The organism is Rhodocytophaga aerolata (genome assembly GCF_030503435.1).
GTDB classification, from domain to species: domain Bacteria; phylum Bacteroidota; class Bacteroidia; order Cytophagales; family 172606-1; genus Rhodocytophaga; species Rhodocytophaga aerolata.
In genome coordinates this window covers 1-24,247 of record NZ_JAUKPO010000002.1, presented here as the reverse complement: position 1 = coordinate 24,247, position 24,247 = coordinate 1, and the positions used below count along the sequence as shown (strand labels likewise).

Genomic DNA, 24,247 nt, shown 5'->3' with positions numbered 1-24,247 from the left:
GCACCTAGTTTAACAGAAACAGAGAAGTTAAGTACCTAAACCAATACCATTTAATCTATGATAACTTATGAAAAGATGTGAACTCCCCTTAAAACATTTACTCTTGCTAGCCCTGGCAGGATGGGTAAGTAGCCCGACCTATAGCCAGTCGCTTACGGCAGACCAAATTCGGGTACGCTCCTCATTAGTGGCGGCGGTACATGAGCATACCAAACCGGTAGCTGTTACTATTACTGGTAAAGTAGTAGACGAAGAAAACCAGGCTTTGCCTGGAGTAAACGTTTTGCTTAAAGGTAGCACGAGTGGTACTACTACAGATATGGATGGAAATTATACGCTTTCTATTCCAGATGCGAATGGAACGTTAGTTTTCTCCTATATAGGTTATACCACGCAAGAGGTACCCCTCAATGGCCGCACAAACGTTAATGTAACACTGGCAGCCGATGTTAAGTCTTTAAGTGAAGTAGTAGTAGTGGGGTATGGTAGCCAGCTGAAAAAAGAAGTTACCGGTGCCGTACAAACAGTGAGTGCTGCTGAATTGAGAGATATACCGGTATCTAGCGTTGCCCAGAAATTGCAGGGACGCTTGGCCGGCGTGCAGATCAACCAGACCACTGGTAAGCCCGGACAAGGTATGAACATACGGATACGCGGCCAGTTGTCGGTAACTGGTGGGAGTGATCCATTATATGTCGTAGACGGTTTTCCGATTACAGGAAATATCAATGCCATTAACCCAGACGAAATAGAAGATATTACTATACTAAAAGATGCCGCTTCTACGTCACTGTACGGTTCCAGGGCGGCTAATGGTGTAGTACTCATCACCACCAAACGGGCCAAAGCCGGCCAGACCAATGTTAGCTTCAACACGTTTGCCGGTATTCAAAAAGTGCCTATGCGTGGCCGGATCGATATGATGGATGCGGAAGAGTTTGCTCAGTTCAAAAAAGAATACTACGAAGATCAGAATGCAGCTTCCCCTAATCCGGTAGCAGACCCAGTACCGGATATATTCAAGGACCCTTCCCAGTACAGAGGAAAAAACAACGACTGGTATGATGCACTGTTGCGGACTGCCCCGCTGCAAAGTTACAACCTGACGATTACCTCTAACACCGATAAACTAAGCACCGCTTTAGTAGCCGGTATATTTAATCAGCAGGGGGTTGTTTTGAATAACGAATACAAACGCTATTCCGCCCGCTTAAACCTGGATTATAACATCTCTCCTAAAGTAAAAATTGGATTGAATCTGGCGCCTAACTATGTGTTCGACAATACACCCAGAACCGACGGAGACCGGGGAACAGGTATACTTTTCAATGCGTTGCATACCTGGCCGGTAATGCCTATTTACGATGAAAATGGCGAATTAACGAAATTTAACCGTTTTCCAGCCAACACAGGAAATATCTTTGCCTATCCAAACTGGGTGCGGTCAGCTAATGAGCTGGTGAATGAAACCGAGCAGATGAACTTGTTGGGAAATACATATATCCAGTATTCACCGGTTAAGGGATTGGTGCTAAAGTCTACCTTCAACGTACAAATGCTGGATCAGAAGTTTTTCTTCTTTAACCCCTCTACGGCTACCAGTGCTATTAACACACCTATTCCTACTACAGCCGTTTCTATCCGGGAAAATCTGGAAGACGTAACCTGGCTGAACGAGAACCTGGCTACCTATACCAAGAGTTTTGGCGATCATAATTTTGAAATCTTAGGTGGTTTTACCAATCAGCGTTTCCGCAGGGATTTGAGTCGTATTCAGGCAGATACCTATGCCGACGACAGGCTGCCTACCATACAGGGCGGTATCAATATTAACCGGGGGGGAACAAGAAGCGATGTGCAGGAGTGGAGCCTTACGTCTTTATTATCCAGACTTACTTATAATTACAAAGGTAAATATTTGTTCACTGCTGCGGTACGTAGCGATGGTTCTTCCCGCTTCGGCACAAACAACCGCTGGGGGGTATTCCCTTCGGCTTCTGTAGGCTGGGTTCTATCGGATGAAGCGTTTTTCCAGGCAGTACCTAAAGTATCTTTTGCCAAAATCAGAGCCAGCTATGGCGTTACCGGAAACAACAACATTGGTAATTACACCCAGTATGCCCGTATCAACAATACTGTGAATGCAGTGTTTGGGAATAACGTAGCCCCTGGGGCAGCTATTGTTTCCTTAGCTAACCCTAATCTAGGATGGGAAACCACTACTCAGTTTGATGCCGGTATAGACTTAGGTTTATTCAACGACCGGGTGCAGCTGATGTACGATTTCTATACCAAAAAAACCACCAATTTGCTTTATAGTGTACAGATTCCACAAGAATCCGGCTTTGGTAACTTCAACGATAATATCGGTGAGATCAATTTCTGGGGACATGAAGTAGCCTTGAATACTGTAAATTTAGATGGCAAATTACGGTGGACCACCAGTGCCAATATTTCCATTAACCGCAACAAAGTAGTTGCCTTAGCCGAAGGTATTGACCGGGTATATGGTACGTTCCACATTACGCAGGTAGGTAAACCATTCGGCCAGTTCTATGGCCATCAGGCGCAAGGGGTGTATATGAATGCCGAAGATCTGGCCAATTCTCCACAGGTGCCAGGCCGCTCTACCGTGGGTAGTATCAAACTGACTGACCAGAACGGAGATGGCATCATTACCAACGGTGGCGACTTCGACGACCGGGTTATTATCGGCAATCCTTTCCCTAAGTTCACCTATGGTATTACGAACAGCTTCAATTTCGGCAAGTTTGACCTGAGCATTGTAGGTTCTGGTTCCTATGGCAATCAATTGCTGGTACGCCACTTGTATAGCACAGCCAACCTGGACGGTGTGTTTAACTTAGTAGACGAAGTAAAATACCGCTTCCGTTCTCCGGAAAATCCAGGTAAAGGCTTCTATGGTACAACCGTAGGTGGAGGTAACGTAACTGGTATCGAAAGAGACTGGATGAACAGCCGCTTCATTGCAGATGCTTCTTTCTTCACCATCAAAAATATCACATTGGGCTTTAATATTGGCCAGGTTACTAAGTTTATCCGGTCTGCCAGAGTGTATGCTTCTGTGCAGCAGGTGTACGTGTTCACCAAATACTGGGGCGGACCTAATCCGGAAACCAGTGCCCAGGGCGATGGTAACGGCGATGGCGGTAACTTAAGCCAGGGTATTGATCTTTCCAACTACCCGGTTCCCCGCACCTACAGCCTTGGTGTAAACCTCAATTTCTAATGTGATCTTTAAAATACTAAACTGTACAACAAATGAAGAAACTACTCATACTCACCTGCCTTGTAGGCATGTCGCTGACAGGTTGTAAGGATGATTTTTTGACCATAGTTCCGGAAACCGAATTAAGCTCAGCCATATTTTATAAAACCGAAGCCGATTTCCAACAAGCTGTTAATGCAGCCTATGTGCCCCTGCGGACAATTGTTAACGACAGGGCGTGGCTTTTGGGAGAAATGCACTCGGATAATACCTATTATTCACGGAACCCTTTATTTGGCGCTACTGAACAACAAGAAGATATCGCTGATTTTGCGGTGCCTACCGCTAATGGGGTAACGGCTAATGTACACGTACTAAACCTCTACCGTCAGGATTATCTGATTATTGCCCGGGCAAACCAGGTACTGTCGCAAATTGATGCCGTAGAGTTTAATGCCGACTCAAAAAATAATATCAAAGGGCAGGCTATGTTTTTACGGGCGCTTGCCTATTTTGAGCTGATCCGGTATTTCGAAAAAATTCCGTTACATTTAATTCCTGTACCTAACCGGCAGGAAGCCGCTTTGCCCTTAGCCTCCCGGGAAGAGATATTTGCCCAGATTGTAAAAGATGCACAAGAAGCCATTCAATTACTGCCACCCAAATCAACACAAGAAGCCGGCCGGGCAACTTCTGGCAGCGCCAGAACTTTACTGGGCAATGTGTATATTGAGCAAAAGAAATGGGCAGAAGCCGAGACTGTGCTGAAAGAAGTAGTAAACAGCAATCAGTATTCGCTAATGCCAACCTATGCTGAAGCTTTTTCTGAAAATGCCAGTAATAAGAACAATGCAGAATCTGTGTTTGAAGTACAGTTTCTGGAAGGCGCTGCCGGGTTGAACGGAAACTTTATGTATCAGTTTATGCCCCGGCCTATCAGCCCGACAGAGATTGTAACGATTATGGGCACTACTAATCCGCAACCCTTGGATGGAGAGGGAAACAATACGCCAACTCCTGACATTATTGCCGCTTATGAAGCAGGCGATCAACGCAAAGAGGCATCTATCGGATTTATTACGCTGGCCGGAAGTGCCAGGCTTAACAAAGAATATCCGTACATTAAAAAATTCGCCTCTCCTCATGCATTGAATAATAATCATGGCATGAACTGGCCTATTTACCGCTATGCCGAAGTATTGCTATTTTTAGCAGAAGCCTTAAATGAGCAAGGCAAAAACGGTGAAGCAGCTCTTTATCTGAACCAGGTACGTAAACGTGCCGGCCTGGGCGAATCACAGGAAGCCGATCAGAAGGAAGCAATTTTCAAAGAAAGACAGGTAGAGTTAGCGTTTGAAAACAAACGCTGGTTCGATCTGGTAAGAACAGGCAGAGCCATTGAAACCATTACTGCGTATGGAAATAGAATTAAAGCCAATCCACAGGCTTATTATTATCCGGAAGGTACAGCGCCACGTGGCAATGCTTTCAGCAATATATCCATCTATTATGGGCTTCCGGCAGATGAAGCAGCACTAAGCCCTCATTTCTAAAAATAACTAGCTGACCGTTTCTCTTATAAAGACGGTCAGCTAAATGAGTTTTGAAGATCATTGTTTAATTTTACTATTTATAAAAATAGTATTATTCCGCAGGTTTAAGTAATTTGTCAGATCATAAGCTGGCGAAGTCTATGAACAATAGGGCTGCCAGCTTATGATTTGCAAATTTTTGAGTTTTAATTAATAGCTAGCGTACACTTACCTTCTCTTATATGTTTAGAAATTATTTAAGTTTTAAAGTAGTAGTAGCGGTTGCAATACTAGGCCTTGCCGGCACATCCTGCGACAGCGAAAAAAATACGAAGGAGTCTACTGTACAGAGCAATACTACCGGCAATCCAAAAATTGATAAGATTAAGTCCATGGAAGGATTCCGGATAGAGCACCTCTATAGCCCTTCTGAAAATGAACAAGGCTCCTGGGTAGCCATGACTTTTGACGACAAAGGCCGGATGATTACTTCAGACCAGTATGGCGCGTTATACCGGCTGCAATTGCCGCCCGTTGGGGATTCATCTAAACCAAAAGTAGAACGGCTGGCTATTGGCCAGGTACAACCCGGCGATACTACCAGTAAAGTAGGAATGGGCTATGCACAAGGCTTGCTCTATGCCTTTAATAGTTTGTTTGTAATGGTAAACAGCCGTGGGTCAGCCGAACGCGAAAATAAAGAATTTGATAAACTCAGTGGCCTTTACCGCCTGGAAGATACGGATGGAAACGACCAGTTCGATAAAGTTACCTTACTAAAGCAATTGAAAGGAGAAGGCGAACACGGACCGCACAGCATTAAACTTTCTCCGGATGGTAAATCTTTGTACGTGATAGCCGGTAACCATACCGATGTACCAAAGATGGATGCCTACCGCCTTCCTACTAACTGGCAGGAAGATAATATATTCCCCTTAATTAAAGACCCCAGAGGACACGCCAACGACCGCTATGCCCCAGGAGGCTGGATTGCCAAAGTAGATCCGAATACAAACAATTGGGAACTGATCAGTGCCGGCTTCCGGAATGCGTTCGATATTGCCTTTGATGAACGAGGCGAATTGTTTGCGTATGATGCTGACATGGAGTGGGATTTTGGAATGCCCTGGTACCGTCCAACACGTATCAACCACGTAACTAGTGGTAGTGAGTTTGGCTGGCGTACCGGAAACAGTAAATGGTCGCCTGCCTATCCGGATAACTTGCCAGCTATTATCGATATCGGACAAGGTTCGCCTACCAGCTTAGAGCATGGCAAAACTTCTAACTTCCCCGACAAATACAAAAAATCGTTGTATGCCTTTGACTGGAGCTTTGGTATTATTTACGCCATTCAGATTGACCCCAAAGGAGCTTCATATACGGCTAAAGCTGAAGAATTTATCTCTGGTTCTCCGCTTCCGTTAACTGATGGTACTTTTGGCCCCGATGGCACTATGTACTTTCTGACCGGTGGCCGCCGCTTAGATTCAGATCTGTACCGGGTATCGTATGGCAATGCAAAAGATCAGAAAAAAGTAGAACTGGTAGCTAACAAAGCCGCTACTGCCGATATAAATAAGGAAACTAAGCTCAGAAGAAGCCTGGAACAATACCATGGCAAACCGCAAAAAGGAGCCGTAGATGCCGCTTGGCCAAACCTGAAGCACGACGACCGCCATATCCGCTATGCCGCCCGTATTGCCATAGAACATCAGCCGGTAAGTGAGTGGCAGCAGCGTGCCCTGAATGAAAAAGACCCGCAAACCTTAATTGGAGCCTCCATTGCACTAGCACGTCAGGGGAAAAAGGATGTAAAAAACCAGCTGCTTACTTCACTCACCACGATTGATTATGGTAAATTGTCAGAATCCCAGCAGATAGATCTGTTACGGGCCTTTGAACTGGTGTTTGCCCGCATGGGGAAACCAGATGGTGCCGCTAAAGACAAAGTAGTAGCCTACTTAAACCCGCATTATCCGGCTAAAACCAATGCCCTGAACCGGTCGCTTGCTAAAGTGCTGGTGCATATAGAAGCCCCGGGTGCCGTAGAGAAAACAGTAGCTCTGATGGAAAATGCGAAAGACGATCAGGGAGAAAAGCTAGCCAGTAACTCTCAGGATTTGATCTTGCGCAATCCGCAATATGGGATGGATATTGCCGGAATGTTGTCTAAAGTGCCGCCAGCCCAGCAAACCTATTTAGCTACTGTACTGAGCCAAGCCAAAACCGGCTGGACGCCCGAACTACAGGATAAGTATTTTGCCTGGTTTAAAAATGCTTTTGGTTACAAAGGGGGAGTGAGTTATGTAGGGTTTATTAACAAAGCCCGTATGATGGCATTGAGCAATGTACCCAAAGCACAAGTGGCCCGTTACGATACGCTTTCTGGCGGCTCCATGCTGAGCAGTTCCGGAAACGACCTGGCAATGGGTGCACCGATGCCAAAAGGCCCGGGCAAACGATGGACCGTAGAAGAGGCTACAGCTGTAGTAGACAGTGGCTTGGCAAACCGGAATTTCGAACAAGGCAAGGCTATGTTTGCGGCTACCCGTTGTATCACCTGCCATACCATGCGTGGAGAAGGAGGCAATATGGGTCCGGATTTAACACAGCTGGGTACCAGGTTCTCCACTAAAAACATGCTGGAGCATATAATCGACCCGAATAAAGAAGTATCAGACCAATATGCCTCTACCGTGTTTACCATGAAAGATGGCAGCTCGGTGTTAGGCCGATTAACGAATGAAGACCAGGAGAAATACTACATCTCTCAAAATCCGTTTGCTCCGGATGTAATTCGTGAAATCCCTAAGAACCAGGTGGTAAATACTAAATTGTCCCGTATTTCGCTGATGATGCCAGGATTGATTAACCGCCTGAATGGAGAAGAACTCAAAGACCTGATGGCGTATCTGATGTCTGGCGCCAATAAAGAGCATCAGGTGTACAAAGGAAACGGACAGGCAGCGGCCAGTACGAAGTAAATAAGGAAGTATGTAGCTGAACCTAACAGGTTGTAGAAACCTGTTAGGTTTCCTGATGGAGCTTTCAAATTTCAACCCCTAACCCTGAACGACCTCATGACAAATACATTAAAAAACTATATACCCTTTCTGCTGCTTATAGCCCTCTTTACCAGCTGTACACTCCCGGCAAGTAGCCAGTCTAAAGGCAAGAAATCGAAAGATGGCTTCGTGCAGATATTTGATGGCAAAACCCTGAAAGGCTGGGAAGGCGACCCGAATTACTGGCGGGTGGAAAACGGGAATCTGGTAGGCGAAATTACCCAGGATAAACTGTTAAAAGCCAATACCTTTGTTATTTATCAGGGAGCACAACCAGCCGATTTTGAGTTAAAGCTGGAATGTAAAATCACCGAAACCGGTAACAGCGGCATCAACTACCGCAGCGAAAAGCTATCCGATCCACCCTTTGCCCTGAAAGGCTACCAGGCGGATATTGACGGAAAAAACCGCTATACCGGACAGAACTACGAAGAACGCGGAAGAACTACCCTGGCTTACCGTGGACAGATTACTACCATCAATCCCCTGGAGAATCCAAGTGCCAACCTGCGCGATAATGTGAAAAATAACGCCTGGACTGGCCTCAACGAAACCGGATCGTTAGGCGACCGCGAAGAATTACAGAAGCATATAAAAACCAACGACTGGAATGAGATACATCTGGTAGTAAAAGGCAACCGCCTGCAGCACTATGTCAATGGCAAATTGATGAGCGATGTAACAGATAACGACTCGGCCAACCGCAAAATGGAAGGCTACCTGGGTGTACAAGTACACGTGGGTCCGCCTATGAAAGTAGAATACCGGAATATCCGCCTGAAGCAACTATAAATCAAGTAGAGAGCCAGAGGTAGCTCTGGCACTTTTTGTTAGCCTGATGTTGAAAGAATTCTTTTCGCATCTGTCAACAGAGAAATAGTCACTATGGAAACCAATTCAACACCGCCAGACTGGAAACATAAACTATCAAATCCTGCACAACTGGGCGGCATAGAAACCGCCGTCCTGGATAATGGCACCGCCCGTGGTACCCGTATCGCCTGGATTAATACCGGCACAGGATTACGGTATAAAGTGGTGTTAGACCGGGCTATGGACATTGTGGATGCGTTTTATAATCAACATAGTCTGGCCTGGTTAAGCCATGCAGGCATTACTTCTCCACAACCTTTCTCCAATAAAGGCATAGACTGGCTCAGGACCTTTGCTGGGGGGCTGCTTACTACCTGCGGGCTGAGCCATGTGGGAGGCCCAGAATCTGATGCCTATGGTGAACGGGGCTTGCATGGCCTGGTGAGTAACATCCCGGCAGAAATAGAATCTATTATTCAACCCGATCCAATAGCCGGTAAGCTGGATATGCATATAACCGGAAGGATTAAGCAATCACAGCCTTTAGGTGACCGGTTAGAGCTAAAAAGAACCATCTCCAGTACAGTAGGCCAGGCAACTATCCGGATCACCGATGAAGTAGTAAATAGGGGCAATACTACTGCTCCGCATATGCTGCTCTATCATTTTAACTTCGGATGGCCTCTGGTAGATGAAGGTACGGATATTATCTGGCAGGGAAAATGGCAAGCCCGCTACGATGGCAAACCCAACAAACTATTTACCGAAGGAAACAATTTCCGTACTTGCCCTGCACCCTTAGAAGAACATAGCGGAGGCGGAGAAGAGGCCGCCTTTATTATCCCTAACACGGATGAAGCCGGAAAGTGGACCTGCGGCTTACACAACCGCCGGCTGGGTATAGCGGTGGCTATGCAGTTTGATAAAAAACAATTGCCCTGGCTCACTAACTGGCAGCACTGGGGCAAAGGCGAATATGTAACAGGCCTGGAGCCAGGTACGAATCCCCCCATCGGACAAGCCAAAGCCAGGGAGCAAAATGCCCTTATATACCTGGAGCCCGGCGAAAGCAGGATATACGATCTGGAAATACACCTGTTACATACCGAAGAGAAAATCAACGAATTTGTAAAACAATCTAGAATACCTAACACATAAATTTTTTATGGAAACTATTGAAAAAACGAGTTTAGCGGGAAAAGCATTAGACCAGGGCAAAGGCATTTTGAGATTAGCGCCTACCTGGGTACCCCGTTCTTTCTGCGTACCAGGAAGACGGATTAAACTGCATCCGGACGATTATTATGTTCTGGGTGGACAACGCGGCGGTATCGATGAGCGTTGGCTTTCTTCCACTACTCCAGCTAAAAATGGTCCTTTAACCGGCAAGAATGAAGGCTTAAGCGCCATTGTTTTCAATGATGGAAACAAAGAAGTGCAAATCTTATTGAAAGATGCCATAGATGAGTTGAAAAGTGCCATCATTGGAGACCGCTTATGGAACCAGTATAAATCATGGCCTATGTACTCCAAATTCTTCGACAACAAAGGGCCGCTTCCGCATCATATTCACCACAACGATGAACATGCAAAACTGGTGGGCCAATTGGGTAAACCGGAAGCCTATTATTTTCCTCCACAATTAAACAACCATGGCGGCGATTTTCCTTATACCTTTTTTGGCATAGCTCCGGGAACCACAAAAGAACAAATCCGCGAGTGCCTGGCCAACTTTACTAAAGGAGATAATAAAATCACTAACTTCTCTTCTGCCTACCGCTTAGAACCAGGTACCGGCTGGGATGTGCCCCCAGGCATATTGCATGCCCCAGGCAGTTTGTGTACCTATGAGCCGCAGAAAGCATCTGATATATTTGCCATGTACCAGTCTCTGGTGAACGATGCCGTTATCCCGGAAGAGTTGTTGTGGAATGGTACTCCAAAAGAACGCATAGGCGACTATGACCAGCTAGTAGAGGTAATCGACTGGGAAGCCAATGTGGACCCGAACTTTATGGAAAACCATTTTATGCGTCCAAAACCAGTACGTTCGGTGGATGAAATGAAAGCAGCAGGGTACGTCGAAAACTGGATTTGTTACAAGTCAGAAGCCTACAGTGCCAAGGAACTCACCGTTATGCCAGGGGCTACCGTAACTATCAAAGATAACGCTGCTTATGGCCTGATTATGATGCAAGGCCACGGCAAAATGGGTGTGTGGGATATAGAAACGCCTGCCTTAATCCGGTACGGACAACTCACCAATGACGAATTTTTCGTTACAGAAAGTGCAGCCAAAGAGGGAGTCCAGATTACCAACCTATCTAAGAACGACCCTATCGTCATGCTCAAACACTTCGGCCCCAACAACCCAGACTTGAAATTATAAAAACAATATTCCATGCGTGTTAGGATGAAAAAATAGCGGGGTGTGGGGAGCCTATAGCGTGGAAGCATTATTTTTTCTTGATTTTCTTTGGTTACTTTCTTGTATCAAGACAAGAAAGTGACAAAAAGCTGAAGTAAGGTCAGTTATTAAAATTTTACTGATTTCTTAAAGATGTTTAGTTACTAATATTTCAACCCCAATAAATCAACCAAACTTATGAACGAGAACAATTTTCCTAAACTTCACAACGCCATGTGGCCTGGCCTGGTAGGAAAAGGCGCTAATTCAGAACCAGCCATTCCATTCGACACCATGCTGCAAATGACAGCTAAGGCAGAAGTAAATGGCGTAAAATTCGATGGTGTAGACCTTGGCCTGATGGACCCGCATATTGATGTTAACATGTCGGATGATGATATTAAACGGCTGGGAGAAAAAATAGGCAACCTGAATCTGAAGGTAGGAAGTCTGGTGGCTCCCATCTGGGGCGGCCCGGTTTTGGGAAGTGCAGCAGACCGCGCAACATTTGTGGAAATGGTCCGCAAAGCTTGCCACTTCGGAAAGGTGCTGCGTGATATGGGCATACGCCCGTATGGTGTAGTGCGTATCGATTCGGCAAGCTCTCCGCATGAATGGGAAAAAGATCCGGTAAACAATCAGAAACTGATTGTACAAACCTTCCAGCTGGCGTGTGATGTAGCGGCTGATTATGGTGAAAAACTAGCTGCTGAAGGCGAAATTTGCTGGGGGGGGATGCACAGCTGGCGAACCATGTTAAACACCTTAGAACAGGTAAACAGGCCAAATATGGGTTTCCAGGCAGATATGGCACATACGTTATTGTATCTGATGGGCTACAACCATCCGGAAGACCGTATCCTGCCAGAAAACTTTGACTGGAGCGACCGTAAAACATTAACTGACGGCCTGAAAACCATTACCAAAGCACTCCGGCCCTATACCATTGATTTCCACGTAGCGCAGAACGATGGTACCGTATTTGGTTCCGGTTCACACGATAAAACTGGCCGCCACTGCCAGGCTACTGATCCCAATGGAAAACTGGATGTAGTACAGGATGCAGGCTACTGGCTGCGGGATGAAAATGGCAACCTGACTAAGGCCTTTAAGCACATTTGCTGGGATGGCTGTATGTTCCCCAATGAGGTATTGATGCGGCAGCAAACCTGGAATGATATTCTGGCTACCCTATTAAAAGTACGTCAGGCACACGGCTGGAATGAAGCAGAGAAAGAAAAATTAGCCACTGTTAGTTCATAGTCACTAGTCTGTTAGTTAGTATAGTGCTGCTGACGAATAACATTTATAAGGTTCCTTTACTTTTTATCTACTGACAAAATCACTTCAAAACAAATGAGTAATAAGAAAGAATTACGGATTGGGTTGATCGGCACAGGATTCATGGGCCGGACACATTCCAATGGCTACAAACGGATGGGCGATTTTTTTCCTGACCTGGCGTATCGTCCGGTCTTAAAAGCCGTATGCGCCCGCAGTAAAGATAAGGTACAAGCGTTTGCCGAACAATGGGGATACGAGTCAGCCGAAACGGACTGGAAAGCGGTGATTGCACGCAAAGATATAGATGCCATTGATATTTGCACACCCAACGATACCCATGCAGAAATTGCCATAGCTGCTGCCGAAGCTGGTAAAATGATTCTCTGTGAAAAACCTCTTTCCCGGAATTTAGCGGAAGGCCAACGCATGGTAGATGCCATCAAGAAAGCTGGCGTTAATAACACAGTTTGGTATAATTACCGCCGCCTTCCGGCAGTTAGTTTGGCTAAACAAATTATTGATTCTGGTAAACTGGGCAGAATATTCCATTACCGGGCTAACTTCCTGCAAGACTGGACCATCAGTGCCGATGTACCACAGGGAGGAACAGGTACCTGGCGGATGGATGTAGAAGCCGCTGGTTCTGGTGTAACCGGCGATTTATTGGCTCACTGCATCGATACAGCTATGTGGCTGAATGGAGGTATCAAAGATGTATCGGCTGTAACGGAAACTTTCGTAAAACAACGGATGCATCAGTTGACAGGTAAAGTGGAGCCGGTAGGTATTGATGATGCGTGTATTTTCCATTGCCATTTCGATAATGGATCGCTAGGCTTATTTGAGTCTACCCGCTATGCCCGTGGACATAAAGCCTTGTATACCTTTGAAATTAATGGAGCGAATGCTTCTATCCGCTGGGACTTACATGATCTAAACCGTCTGGAATATTTCGATCACCGGGATGAGTCCATTGTGCGTGGCTGGCGGTCTATCCACGTAACAGATGGCGACCAGCCCTATATGAATAAGTGGTGGGTGCCGGGTTTAGGCATTGGCTATGAACATAGCTTTATCCATCAGGTGGCCGATTTTCTGAAAAGCCTGGAATCTGGTGAACCTTGCCATCCTACATTCCAGGATTCTCTGGAAACACAAAAAGTATGTGAAGCGGTGCTGGAATCGGCCCGTTCCAGAAGCTGGAAAGATACCGGGGTGGATTGGAAAGAGAAGTAGCAAGAAGTTTAACATGTTAGTTTACTGAAATACATCTTCTGCTAGTGCGGTAGGAACGTGCCAAGGTACGTTCCTACACGTTTTTACAACCAGGCCCTTGCAGGTCAGATTTTCTTTACCATACCCTACCACATGGATTCAGCGCAGGAATACATTCTTCAGGTACAAAATTTATCAAAAAGCTTTGCCGGGGTAAAAGCTCTGGATCAAGTGCAGTTGAAAGTAAAAAGGGGAGAAGTGCATGCTTTAATGGGAGAGAATGGAGCCGGAAAATCTACCTTTATGAAAATATTAATTGGGATGCATACAGCAGATTCCGGAGAAATTATTTTTGAAGGGCAACCTATACTTAGCAAGCATAGTCATACACAGGCAGCTTTAAAAAAAGGCATTGCTATGATTCACCAGGAGCTGCTGCTGGTACCCCAAATGACGGTGGCCCAGAATCTGTTTTTGGGGAAGGAAACCATCACCTGGTTTCCCTGGTGGGTAAATGATAAACGTATTCATCAACAAGCAACCGCCTTACTTCAGAAAATTGGTTTAGACATTGATCCTCAGAAAAAACTCAAACGCTTGCGGGTAGCCGAAATGCAGATGGTAGAAATTGCCAAGGCCATCTCCAATGAAGCAAAAATTATTATTATGGATGAGCCAACTTCCGCTATATCCGACAAGGAAGTGGAAACGCTTTTTTCTATTATTACGGATCTAAAGAAAAAGGGAGTAGCCATTATCTACATCTCCCACAAAATGGACGAAATTTTTACTATTGCCGATACTATTACGGTGCTGAGAGATGGAAAATACATAGATACAAAACCGGCATCCCAGCTTAACAGCCAAACCCTGATTTCTATGATGGTGGGCCGGCAACTAACGACTGTTTTTCCGCAAGCAGCTCATACGAAAGGAGAGATTATGTTATCTGTAAAAGAGCTTCACCGGAAACATACGTTCAGCCATATTACTTTTGATGTGCACAAAGGGGAAGTACTGGGTATAGCCGGGTTAATGGGTGCCGGACGAACCGAAGTAGCCCGGGCCATTTGCGGACTAGATCCGGTAGATAGGGGAGAGATGTATGTGAAAGGTAAAAAAGTGAGAATAGACTCTACCAAAGAAGCATTTGCCCAGGGTATAGGCTATGTAAGCGAAGACAGAAAAGGCGTAGGATTAGTACCAGGCATGTCTGTTAAACAGAATATTACCCTAGCCAGTCTGGAAAAATATAGCAAAGGATGGTTTGTGAATGAAACATCAGAAAGTGCGGTAGTCAGCAAAATGATTGACGAACTCCGCATTAAAACCGCCGGCCTAGATCAACCAGTTAAATACCTGAGTGGAGGCAATCAGCAAAAAGTCGTCATTGGCAAAGTATTGCTTTCGTCACCGGATATTATCATTCTGGATGAGCCCACCCGCGGAATAGATGTAGGAGCCAAAGCTGAAATTTATAAACTGATTCATCAGTTAACGGCCAAAGGCATAGCCATAATCCTCATCTCTTCTGAACTTCCGGAAGTGCTCGGCCTCAGCGACCGCATTCTGGTAATGGCAAAAGGCAGGCAACGGGCAATTATACCTAAAGCGGAAGCCACCCAGGAAAAAATTATGAAGTATGCAATGGAGCAATAACACGGTACTAAATTATTTGTGATGAAAACGGTATTTGAAAAGCCGGAACCAGTACCTAATAAAAATTCAATGGAACAAGAGAAATTGGTCGTTCAGCATAAATCTGACAATTCTGTTCAGGCGTTTAACCGGGAAAAGTTAGGTAAGTATGGTATTCTGATTGCCTTTGTCATGTTGTGTATTGTTCTTTCTGTAATTACACCCAATTTCCTAACGCTTACCAATATCTCTGTAATTGTTAAGCAAGTGTCTATAAATGCACTGCTGGCATTTGGGGTTACATTTGTAATTATTACCGGAGGGATTGATTTATCGTTGGGTTCTATTGTGGCTGTTACTGGCGTAGTAGCCGCATCTTTTGCCCACCCGGATACCTATCCCTTACTTGTGCCATTAGCCATAGGTTTATTGGTGGGTATAGCATTTGGGGCATTCAATGGTTTTATTGTTACCAAAGCAAAAGTACCTTCTTTTATTGTCACCTTAGGTACCATGACCATTGGCCGGGGCCTGGCTCTCATACTCAGCAAAGGCCGCCCGGTATCTAACTTGTCTGATTCGTTTAACTTTATTGGTGGAGGAAGTATTGCCGGCATTCCGCTACCCATTATTTTACTAGGTGTGGTTTTTATTATTTGCTTACTGCTGTTAAAGAAAACTACTATTGGCCGGTATATCTATGCTATAGGGGGCAACGAACAAGCAGCAAAAGCCTCTGGTATTGATGTAAACAATATAAAGCTATTTGTCTACACCTTAAGTGGTGCATTAGCTGCCCTGGCAGGTATTGTTCTGGCCTCCCGCATTACTACTGGTCAGCCAAATATAGGTGCAGGCTTTGAATTAACGGCTATTGCCGCGGCAGTAATTGGGGGTACCAGTACGTCTGGTGGGGTAGGCAGCATTACCGGAACCTTACTGGGCGCTTTACTAATTGGCGTAATCAGCAATAGCCTGGATTTACTCAATGTCAGTTCGTATTATCAGCAGGTAATTATGGGGGCTATTATCATTGTAGCCGTTTCCATAGATACCATAAGCCGGAAGAAGGGGGATTAGTGATACGTGCGTAGTTGAAATGAACATAATTTTATCCATAGGTGCGCATAGTTCGAAAACAATGTTTAGCTTTCGTATACTCTACGATACATTTAATAACCAAGACCTGCTATTTTCCATGCCTACTAAAACCAATTTTATAAAATCCATTCATCTTCTAGCTACACTACTTGTATTAGCTATTCTTCCCACTTCTTGCGATTCATCCGGAAGTGGCGGGCAAGCAGGAGACGAGAATAAAATTGTGGTAGGAGCTACCATGCTGAGTATGCAGAATGAGTTTGTGGTAAATGTACATGATGAGATGGAGAAGAAGGCAGAAGAACTGGGCGTAGAGTTGATTGTGAATGATGCGCAGCGGTCGGCCTTAAAACAGGTAGAACAAGTAGAAAGTTTTATTGCTCAGAAAGTAGATGTAATAGTGCTGAATCCCTGTGAAGTGGAAGCTAGTTCGCCAGCTGTACAGAAGGCCCTGGCCGCCAACATCCCAATCGTGAATGTAAATTCGGCTACCAGTACTACACCCACAGCGTTTGTAGGTTCTGACGATACCGAAGCCGGACGAATGGCGATGCGTTTTATTGCAGAAAAATTGGGTGGCAAAGGTAACGTCATTATGATTCATGGCTATATGGGGCAAGCCGCCCAGATACAACGGGAGAAAGGGGCCAAAGAAGTATTGAAAGAATACCCAGGGCTGAAACTGATAGCCGAACAAACCGGAGAGTGGGACCGGGCCAAATCTATGTCACTCATGGAAAACTGGATTCAGTCGCATGGCAAAGGGATTAACGCGGTCTTTGCCCATAACGATGAAATGGGTATGGGTGCCTTAAAAGCCCTGGAAGATGCTGGCTTGAAAAACAAAGTAATTGTGGTAAGCATTGATGCCATAGCCGATGCCTTGCAAGCCGTAAAAAGTGGCCGGCTGGATGCTACCGTTTTCCAGAATGCCCACCAACAGGGTGCTACCGCCATTGAAACAGCCGTAAAAATTGTAAAAAAAGAGCCTTACGAAAAACAAGTACTTATACCCTTTGAGCTGGTTACAAAGCAGAACGTAGCGCAGTATATAAAATAGTCGAGCAATATATAAGAGAGGCTATTCTACCAGTTTCTGCTTATTACCAGAGTAATGCATAAAAAAGGATAGTTGTTTCGAGCTATTCTTCTTCTGTAACTATTGCCAGTACCAGTTGCCATACACTAATTCAAATCAGATGATTTGCTGTAAAAAGGCTAGCTATCAACACTTTCCTAACCTTCCATGCGTAGGAAGTTGCAAAAAAAAAGCAAAATACAGTCAGAGATTGCTAAAAGCAGCATATTTTTAAATTTTGCATTTAAATAATATTGTATTACATTATACTAATTTTTAATGAGTGTACAATGTGTGATAAAGTTGAGACTAGGGTATGTACACGGCCTTTGTTAGTTGATTTAACTAATTTATTGTTGCTAGTTGTTGAATTTCTTCCCTGAATATGTTACCCAGGTAGCAGTAAAGAAATTGATTTAACTAGTCGTTTTCCAGCTTTTTGAAAGATAAGGTAAGTCCTGCTCATAGGATGCTATGATTTATACATGAACAGCTAAGTCTGTATAAATCTGTACGAAGAAAAACACAGTGCCTGTAAATATTTTCACCTTATTACTACTAACATAACTTCTATGCCTAACTCTTTACTCTTGAGATGGAAGTATAGTATACTGCTACTTCTTTTCTGCATCCCACTGACTGGGGTTTATGCGCAAGGCATTACAGTCAAGGGAAAAGTTTCTGATGACCAGGGGCAAGGAATACCTGGGGTAAACGTATTGCTGAAAGGGACAACTACCGGTACCTCTACAGATGGAAATGGAGACTATACCTTAGCCGTGCCGAATGGGAGTGGAACATTAGCCTACTCCTTCATAGGATTTGTTAACCAGGAAGTTCCCATCAACAACCGCACTACGATTGATGTTACGTTGGCATCGGATGTAAAAGCACTGGAAGAAGTAGTGGTCGTAGGGTATGGTACCCAGAAAAAAGGAGAAATTACCAGTGCGGTTACTAAAATAGATGCAGAGCAATTTAACAAAGGAAATATAGCCGATGTTTCCCGCTTGTTGCAGGGAAAAGTAGCCGGCCTTTCCATTGCCCGCCCAGGTGGCGATCCTAACTCGCGGTCTGCCATCCGGCTAAGAGGCTTATCTACGTTAGGCGCCAACACACAGCCTTTGGTAGTAATAGATGGCCAGATAGGTGCCGACCTGAACACTGTTGACCCGAATGATATAAAAAGCATTGATGTGTTAAAAGATGCAGCTTCTGCGGCTATTTATGGTACCCGTGGATCAGCCGGTGTAATTATTATTACCACCAACAGTGGTGAAGTAGGGCCACCCCAATTTACTTATAATGGCTTTTTAACGGCTGAAGACCCAGCTAAATTTACGCCTAACATGACGGCAGATGAATACCGTGCTTTGGGTAAAGGAACCGATTATGGAGCAAGTACTAATTGGTACGATGAAATTTCCAGAACAGCTCTGTCGCATACACACAATGTTTCTTTGTCAGGTGGGTCAGTCGGAACAACATATAATGCTTCGTTAAACTACCGCGACTTTCAGGGGGTAGCCATTAATACAGGATTTGAACAGTTGAATGGCCGGCTAAATCTGGTACAGAAAGCGTTCAAAGATAAACTGGTGGTGAACCTGAACCTGAACATGACCAAAAGAACCGGCCAGTTAGGTTTTCCGGAAGCATTTAAGTATGCCGCCATTTTTAATCCAACAGCGCCGGTCCGCACAACCGACCCCTTGTATGACCTTACCGGCAGCGGCTATTTTGAAAGCAACTTTGTGGACTATGCCAACCCGGTGGCTGTAATGGAGCAAAACACCAATGATCAGGATTTGAAAAGGCTGAATATTACCGGATCTGCCGAATATGAAATAGTCAGAGGATTGAAGTTTTTAGTCAGGTATGCACAACAGCATGTAAGCAATTACCGTTGGTCGTATTTCCCAAGAAATTCTTTCCACTCCAGAAACCTGTTGGGCGTAAGTGGTTTTGCCAGAGGAGGGTTTGCTTATAAAGCGGATGAAGAAAGCTTCAACCAGTTATATGAAAATACCCTTTCTTACTCAACTAATATCAGTGCATTAAATATATCAGGGGTAGCAGGCTACTCTTACCAGGACTTCCAGAATAAAGGTTTTTCCATCCGGGCAGGTAACTTCCTTACAGACGTTTCTGCCGAAGATTTAGGTACCGCCCAGGATCTTAGAGAAGGACGGGCTACTGCCGATAGTTACAAAAACGGCTCCCGCTTAGTAGCTTTCTTTGGAAGATTAAACCTGAATTACAATGATATTGCCTTTTTAACGGCTAGTTTACGTAGGGAAGGCTCTACACAGTTTGGAGAAAACAACAAGTGGGGTATGTTCCCAGCCGTAAGTGCCGGGTTTGATTTGAGCCGGATTATAGATATTCCTGGCGTGGATAACCTGAAGTTCCGGGCAAGTTATGGCGTAACCGGCGCATTGCCACCCATGTCGTATTTATCGCTTCCAACCTTATCTCCTAGTACCTCTTCTTTCTATGCAGGGAACAACCGGTATCTGCCAAGCTATGGCCCGGACAAAAATCCTAACCCTGACCTGAAATGGGAAAAGAAAGCGGAATTTGATGCCGGCGTTGATTTTGCCTTGCTGGATAACCGCTTGACTGGTACAGCCGATTACTATGTACGTAACACATCCGATCTGATTTTTAACGGTACGGTTCCCGTTCCACCCAACTTGGTTTCTACCACCTGGCTGAATATTGGTGAGTTAAAAAGCAGTGGATTTGAGCTGGCATTAGGCTATGATGTATTACGGGATGGGCCATTTACATGGAATTCTGCCGGTAACTTTTCTACCTATAGTGTAACGTTAGCCAGCTTAGACCCCAGATATGCTGCCCCGTATGTAGGAGCCACCAACTTAGGTACACCAGGCCAGGAAGCCACCCAGATTACCAGGGCCGTGCGGGGAGAAAAAATAGGGATGTTGTGGGGATTCATTTACGAAGGTGTGGATGAAGGAGGTAAATACAAGTTCAGAGACTTGAACAGTGATGGAAAAATTGACGATAACGACCGCACCCAGATTGGGAATGGCCTTCCTAAATTTGAATTTGGCTGGACAAATACATTCAAGTATAAAAACTTTGACCTTAACTTTTTCATCCGCGGCTCTTTAGGACACGATATTATCAACACCTACCGGGCATTCTACGAAAACCCCAATGTAGCCAGCAGCTATAACGTGGTAAACAGCCGGTATTTTAATCCGGCGATTACAGACGGACAAATATTTAGCAGCTTGTTTGTGGAAAAGGCATCGTTTGTAAAAATGGATAATGCTACACTTGGGTATAACTTCAGCTTTCCAAAAAACGCAGCTTTCAAAACGCTGCGGGTTTATGTAACTGGCCAGAACTTGTTCCTGATTACGGACTATACAGGGGTTGATCCGGAAGTACGGTATTCGGATAATACCAATCAGCTCAGTCAGAATTCACTTAATCCTAGCCCAACCGACAGCAATGCACTGGCTCCGGGTGTAGACAGAAGAGAAACCTGGGTGTTTACCCGCTCTTACACACTGGGAGTTAATCTTGGTTTTTAACACATACTTTGTATTAGTCAAGCTATTTAATAAACAGATGAAGCGCATTTCACTAACCAAAATATTCACAATCGGACTTCTGATGATGGCTGCCTGTACCGACCTGGACGAGGAAGATGTACTCTATGACACCGTTACTACAAAAACCTTCTATAAAAATGACCAGGAACTTCTTTCTGCCATTGGAGGAGCTTATTCAAACTTGTACGGGGCATTTGGTAGCAGTAGTCATATCTGGCCGGCCTATGAAGTAACTTCCGATGAAATAGTAGTGCCCACCCGCGGGGCAGACTGGGGCGATGGCGGCCACTGGGTCCGGTTAAAGCTGCATACCTACACGCCACAAGATCCTGTGCCTACCAACACCTGGAACTTTCTTTACAGAGGCGTTAATACCTGCAACCGGGTTTTAGCTACCCTGGAGCCATTGGGTACTGATGTTTCTAAAGCCTACATAGCAGAGTTAAAAGCACTTCGGGCTATTTATTATTACTGGTTGTTAGATTTATATGGCAACGTGCCGCTGAGTGTAGATGCCACAGCCACCGAAGCGCCTACCAATAGCACCCGGCAAGAAGTATACAACTTTATAGAGAAAGAACTGCTGGACAACCTTCCGGCATTGCAGAAAACTGGCCCGGCTGATGAGGCCACCTATGGCCGTGTAAACTATTACACTGCCCAAGCGGTGCTGGCAAAGCTGTACCTGAATGCGCAAGTATACACCGGAACACCGCAATGGGCAGAAGCTATTGCAGCCTGCGATGAAATTATTAATTCCGGTAAATATGCCTTAATGGCCAATTACCGCGATAATTTTAAGCGCGACAACAAAGGCTCCACAGAGTTTATATGGGCTATACCCTACGATGAAATTCAGGCCACCGGTTTCACCATGCCTCACATAACCTTACACATGGCTTCACAAGCCCAGTTGAACATGACTGCCCAGCCATGGAATGGGTTTGCTACGGTGCAGGAGTTTTACCAATCCTATATCGATCCTGTACAAAATCCTGGACCACAAGGCAGCGTCATAGGACTTGATCCGGCAGGAACGCCAACTACCGGAACTGTGGATGAACGCTTATCTAATTTTATTGTAGGTCCGCAAACTTTTCCGGATGGTTCCCCTGTGCTGGATGGTGGGGCTGATCCGGCTGATCCGAATGGTCCGCCAATGACCTTTACTCCCTATATCAATGAATTGCAACCCAATGCCTGGCGGCAATCTGGCGCAAGAATTGGCAAATGGGAAATTTACAGAGGCAATAATGGCAACCTTAGCAACGACTATGCAATTTTCCGCTATGCCGATATTTTGTTGATGCGGGCAGAAGCTGTAGCCAGACAAAGTGGCAACTGGAACGATGCCTATACCCTGGCAATAGTTAACCAGATCCGGGCAGAGCATGGTGGAGTAGAGCCCTTTCCAGCGATAACAGAAGACATTTTTCTGGCAGAACGTGGCCGGGAAATGTTTGCTGAGGCTTTCAGAAGGCAGGATTTGCTCCGTTTTGGCAGGTACAACAATGCCTGGCGTTTCCATCCGGCAGATCCGAGTCCGCACGTAAACTTGTTTCCTATACCGGAAAACCAGATTAATGCTAATCAGAAGCTGAAACAAAATCCGGGCTACTAATCCCTATTCGTACAGACACTATACTACCAGGAATGCAAGTGATTTTACTTGCATTTCTTCCTTAATTTAGTTGATTACTACTCTCGTAAAGAGTATCTTGTAAAGAAGCAGCAACGGATGTATGCTGAGGAAAGGGGTAAGACATGTTTTTTTTGAGTAACCGTACATATACCCTGTTTATTATTTGGTGGAGTATTGCAGCCTTCAGCGCCTGTAAAAATACTTCTACACCCAATGCTATAGCTCCTAGTCCTACTGGGGCTACTCTCTTTACACTGCTTCCTGCCCGGCAAACTGGTATTTCTACAGAAAACACGATTACCTATACCGAAGAATTTAATCCCTATACCTTCCGGAATTATTTTAATGGAGGTGGGGTAGCCATTGGCGATATCAATAATGATAACCTGCCCGATCTGTTTTTCTGCTACAACCAGCAATCCAATAAATTATACCTCAATAAAGGAAATTTTCGGTTTGAAGACATTACCGGGCAGGCAGGCGTTGGTTCGGATGGTGTGTGGTCTACCGGCGTTACAATGGTAGATGTAAATGGAGATGGCTGGCTGGATATGTATATATGCAAATCCGGTGACCCCAACGGAAAGCAACGGAGCAACGAGCTTTTTATTAACAATGGCAATCTCAACTTTACAGAACGTGCCCGGGAGTATGGGCTGGATCATACAGGCTTATCGACACATGCTGCATTTTTTGATTACGACCGCGATGGCGATTTGGATTGCTATCTGCTCAACAACTCGTTCCGTTCGGTAGGAAATTACGACTTAATTTATGACCAGCGGACAATTGCCGATACCTTAGGAGGAAACAAGTTTTACCGGAACGACCAAAATCATTTTGTGGATATTACCAAGGATGCAGGTATTTATAGCAGCCGCATTGGCTTTGGGTTAGGTGTAACGGTGAGTGACATCAACAAGGATGGCTGGCTGGATATTTTTGTCTCCAACGATTTTTTTGAACGAGACTACCTCTACCTCAATCAGCAAAACGGCACGTTTAAAGAAGCCATAGAAACTTATGTGCGGGAGTTAAGTATGAACTCGATGGGAGCCGATATTGCAGATATTAACAACGATGGATATCCGGAAATCTATGTAACCGACATGTTGCCGGAAACGGAAGCCCGGATGAAAACAAAAACAACTTTTGAAAACTGGAATAAGTATCAATCTAACATTACCAGTGGCTATTACAAGCAATTTATCCGCAATGCCCTACAGCTTAACTCTGGCCCTGTTTCCTGTGCAGATGGAAAGACAAATGAAGTATATTTTACAGAAATAGGCCGGTATGCAGGGGTACATGCCACCGACTGGAGCTGGGGCGCATTAATTACTGATCTGGATAACGACGGCTTCAAAGATATTTTTGTCGCCAATGGCATTTATAAAGACATCACCGATCAGGATTACATACAACATACGGCTAATGCCGCTTCAGATATCCGGCAGCAAATTCTCAACAAAGAAAAAAACATTATAACCAAACTGATTGATCTAATTCCTTCAGAGGCAGTATCCAATTATGCTTTCCAGAACCAGGGTGATCTGAGCTTTGAAAACAAGGCTGCTGAATGGGGCTTGGCTCAACCTTCCTTTTCCAATGGCTCAGCCTATGGCGACTTAGACAATGACGGGGATTTAG

The 24,247-nt window shown here is 45.0% G+C and carries 14 protein-coding genes; all 14 read left to right on the top strand.

The genetic code is table 11. The annotated features are described in order from the left end of the window. Positions 1 to 67 precede the first annotated feature (67 nt). A complete protein-coding gene (locus Q0590_RS04520; RefSeq protein ID WP_302036305.1) occupies positions 68 to 3,250 on the top strand; it encodes a SusC/RagA family TonB-linked outer membrane protein in 3,183 nt (1,060 codons plus the stop codon). 32 nt (positions 3,251 to 3,282) lie between these two features. After that, positions 3,283 to 4,782, top strand: coding sequence for a RagB/SusD family nutrient uptake outer membrane protein (locus tag Q0590_RS04515; RefSeq protein WP_302036304.1), 1,500 nt, complete (start codon positions 3,283 to 3,285; stop codon positions 4,780 to 4,782). Positions 4,783 to 5,003: 221 nt separating this feature from the next. Continuing rightward, positions 5,004 to 7,748 (top strand): c-type cytochrome, encoded by a 2,745-nt coding sequence (locus tag Q0590_RS04510; protein WP_302036303.1) that lies wholly within the window; start codon positions 5,004 to 5,006, stop codon positions 7,746 to 7,748. Positions 7,749 to 7,844: 96 nt separating this feature from the next. Next, positions 7,845 to 8,621: a 3-keto-disaccharide hydrolase gene (locus Q0590_RS04505; protein WP_302036302.1), complete on the top strand. Its 777-nt coding sequence runs from the start codon at positions 7,845 to 7,847 to the stop codon at positions 8,619 to 8,621. 93 nt (positions 8,622 to 8,714) lie between these two features. Then, the gene (locus Q0590_RS04500) at positions 8,715 to 9,800 is read left to right on the top strand and encodes an aldose 1-epimerase family protein (RefSeq protein ID WP_302036301.1); all 1,086 of its coding nucleotides are present in this window, start codon (positions 8,715 to 8,717) and stop codon (positions 9,798 to 9,800) included. A 7-nt stretch (positions 9,801 to 9,807) separates the two neighbouring features. Next, positions 9,808 to 11,031, top strand: a complete 1,224-nt coding sequence (locus Q0590_RS04495) for a cupin domain-containing protein (protein ID WP_302036300.1) — start codon at positions 9,808 to 9,810, stop codon at positions 11,029 to 11,031. 216 nt (positions 11,032 to 11,247) lie between these two features. Beyond that, entirely contained in the window at positions 11,248 to 12,312 is a 1,065-nt protein-coding gene (locus tag Q0590_RS04490) for a sugar phosphate isomerase/epimerase family protein (RefSeq protein ID WP_302036299.1), read from the top strand. A gap of 93 nt (positions 12,313 to 12,405) precedes the next feature. Beyond that, a complete protein-coding gene (locus tag Q0590_RS04485; RefSeq protein WP_302036298.1) occupies positions 12,406 to 13,569 on the top strand; it encodes a Gfo/Idh/MocA family protein in 1,164 nt (387 codons plus the stop codon). A gap of 132 nt (positions 13,570 to 13,701) precedes the next feature. Further along, positions 13,702 to 15,207: a sugar ABC transporter ATP-binding protein gene (locus Q0590_RS04480; RefSeq protein WP_302036297.1), complete on the top strand. Its 1,506-nt coding sequence runs from the start codon at positions 13,702 to 13,704 to the stop codon at positions 15,205 to 15,207. Positions 15,208 to 15,378: 171 nt separating this feature from the next. Continuing rightward, positions 15,379 to 16,266, top strand: coding sequence for an ABC transporter permease (locus Q0590_RS04475; protein WP_302036774.1), 888 nt, complete (start codon positions 15,379 to 15,381; stop codon positions 16,264 to 16,266). Positions 16,267 to 16,405: 139 nt separating this feature from the next. Continuing rightward, positions 16,406 to 17,347, top strand: coding sequence for a sugar ABC transporter substrate-binding protein (locus tag Q0590_RS04470; protein ID WP_302036773.1), 942 nt, complete (start codon positions 16,406 to 16,408; stop codon positions 17,345 to 17,347). A 590-nt stretch (positions 17,348 to 17,937) separates the two neighbouring features. Then, on the top strand, positions 17,938 to 20,934 hold the full coding sequence (locus Q0590_RS04465; RefSeq protein ID WP_302036296.1) for a SusC/RagA family TonB-linked outer membrane protein: 2,997 nt from the start codon (positions 17,938 to 17,940) through the stop codon (positions 20,932 to 20,934). Positions 20,935 to 20,971: 37 nt separating this feature from the next. Then, a complete protein-coding gene (locus tag Q0590_RS04460; protein ID WP_302036295.1) occupies positions 20,972 to 22,576 on the top strand; it encodes a RagB/SusD family nutrient uptake outer membrane protein in 1,605 nt (534 codons plus the stop codon). Between the two features lie 152 nt (positions 22,577 to 22,728). Next, positions 22,729 to 24,247 (top strand): FG-GAP repeat domain-containing protein (locus tag Q0590_RS04455; RefSeq protein WP_302036294.1); only part of this gene is annotated, 1,519 nt, incomplete at its 3' end.

What these genes read in the sequence shown, in the direction of transcription:
- Q0590_RS04520 (WP_302036305.1), top strand. Translation starts at nt 68, where the DNA reads ATGAAAAGATGTGAACTCCCCTTAAAACATTTACTCTTGCTAGCCCTG.
- Q0590_RS04515 (WP_302036304.1), top strand. Translation starts at nt 3,283, where the DNA reads ATGAAGAAACTACTCATACTCACCTGCCTTGTAGGCATGTCGCTGACA.
- Q0590_RS04510 (WP_302036303.1), top strand. Translation starts at nt 5,004, where the DNA reads ATGTTTAGAAATTATTTAAGTTTTAAAGTAGTAGTAGCGGTTGCAATA.
- Q0590_RS04505 (WP_302036302.1), top strand. Translation starts at nt 7,845, where the DNA reads ATGACAAATACATTAAAAAACTATATACCCTTTCTGCTGCTTATAGCC.
- Q0590_RS04500 (WP_302036301.1), top strand. Translation starts at nt 8,715, where the DNA reads ATGGAAACCAATTCAACACCGCCAGACTGGAAACATAAACTATCAAAT.
- Q0590_RS04495 (WP_302036300.1), top strand. Translation starts at nt 9,808, where the DNA reads ATGGAAACTATTGAAAAAACGAGTTTAGCGGGAAAAGCATTAGACCAG.
- Q0590_RS04490 (WP_302036299.1), top strand. Translation starts at nt 11,248, where the DNA reads ATGAACGAGAACAATTTTCCTAAACTTCACAACGCCATGTGGCCTGGC.
- Q0590_RS04485 (WP_302036298.1), top strand. Translation starts at nt 12,406, where the DNA reads ATGAGTAATAAGAAAGAATTACGGATTGGGTTGATCGGCACAGGATTC.
- Q0590_RS04480 (WP_302036297.1), top strand. Translation starts at nt 13,702, where the DNA reads ATGGATTCAGCGCAGGAATACATTCTTCAGGTACAAAATTTATCAAAA.
- Q0590_RS04475 (WP_302036774.1), top strand. Translation starts at nt 15,379, where the DNA reads ATGTTGTGTATTGTTCTTTCTGTAATTACACCCAATTTCCTAACGCTT.
- Q0590_RS04465 (WP_302036296.1), top strand. Translation starts at nt 17,938, where the DNA reads ATGCCTAACTCTTTACTCTTGAGATGGAAGTATAGTATACTGCTACTT.
- Q0590_RS04460 (WP_302036295.1), top strand. Translation starts at nt 20,972, where the DNA reads ATGAAGCGCATTTCACTAACCAAAATATTCACAATCGGACTTCTGATG.